Below are 1,381 nucleotides of genomic sequence, written 5' to 3' on the forward strand. Positions count from 1 at the left end.
GGGCCGCGACGACGGCGGCGGCCGGCCGCGGGCCGCCCCGGGCGACGTCGTCCTCCCCGTCGAACAGCCATACGTCGGCGGAGCGGGCGTACCGGGGCACCAGGAGGGTGGGCAGCAGCCGCACGATCGCGTCGGGGTTGAGGGACGCGGTCAGGGCGGCACTGGCGTCGGCGAGGAAGGTGAGCCGGCCGCGCGCGTTCTCTGCCTCCTCGCGGGCCTTCTGCTCGGCGGCGAAGAGTTCGCGCTGCGCGCGCCCGGCCGCGTCCAGCTCGGCGTGCAGGGCCAGGACACCCTGGTTGGTCTGGTGGAGCTCCTCGCGGTGGAACGCGACCAGTGCCTCCTGCTCGTCGAGCTTCTCCAGCAGCAGCGCGGCGTCCTCGTCGGCCCCGAACAGGGCTTCCGCGAGCGTCACCGGATCGCCGGGCACATGCTCGCTGTCCGGCAGGCGGCCCTCCTGCGAGCAGGCGACCGTGAGCCGCCAGGGCTGCCGGAACTCGCCCGGCCGCCGGTTCGCCGACGTCACCTCGACCAGGAACCGGCAGCCGCCGGGCCGCGCCGTCGTGGCCCGCGCGGTCAGCAGCCACGCGCCCCCCTTCGTGAGGCACTGCCGCAGCTGCGCGGTGAGCACGGACACCAGCCGCGCCCGGTCGGTCGCCACGACTCCGTGCGCGGTGGCCAGCCGCGCGGTGGCGATACGCGCCCGGGCGGCGTCGGTGACGGAACTGACATGCCAGGTACGGGTCATGGGAGGCGGTCCGGCGGGGAGGGGCTCAGTACGGCGACGGTGGTGTCGTCGCGTACCGGCCGGGCGGGGCTGCTCGCGTCACGCACGATCACGGCGGCGATCACAGCGGGGTCGAGGGAGGTGCTGTGGGCGGCGGGGCCCGGACTCCAGCGGCTGGGCAGGCCGTCACTATGCAGCACGAGCAGGCAGTCGTCCCCCCAGGCCGCCTCGTGCTGCGGGAGACGGGCGGCCCGGTGGGCGCCGACTATGCCGGGCCGCGACAGCAACGGCTTCCAGGTCGCTCCGGTGCGCAGTCGCGCCCCGATGTTGCCGATGCCGGCGAACAGCAACCTGCCTGCGGCGACGTCGAGTTGGGCGACGGCGACGGCCGCACCCCGGGTGTCGCGCAGCGCCCCCTCCAGCCGCCGCAGCAGGTCCGCGGGAGACAGTTCGGGTGCGCGGTACAGCTGCTCGACCGCCGCCGAGGAGGCACGGGCCGCCGCCAGCCCGTGGCCCAGACCGTCGGCGAGCATCAGTGTGGTGAGGCCGTCCTGCTGTGCCCACGCCCAGGCGTCGCCGGAGAACTCCGCGCCGGCGAAGGGGACATTGACGCCTCCGGCGCGCACGGTCGGGGCGGGGGAGGGGGCCGGGCCGCCG

At 76.0% G+C, this 1,381-nt stretch carries 1 protein-coding gene and 1 pseudogene; both read right to left on the reverse strand.

The genetic code is table 11. The annotated features are described in order from the left end of the window. Positions 1-745 (reverse strand): annotated as a pseudogene (locus tag AWZ10_RS28435) (phosphatase); the annotation flags it as partial. Next, on the reverse strand, positions 742-1,381 hold a 640-nt coding region (locus AWZ10_RS28440; protein WP_159058372.1), incomplete at its 5' end, for a SpoIIE family protein phosphatase. The pseudogene AWZ10_RS28435 and the gene AWZ10_RS28440, both read right to left, overlap by 4 nt.

This window comes from Streptomyces europaeiscabiei (assembly GCF_001550375.1).
Lineage (GTDB): Bacteria > Actinomycetota > Actinomycetes > Streptomycetales > Streptomycetaceae > Streptomyces > Streptomyces europaeiscabiei.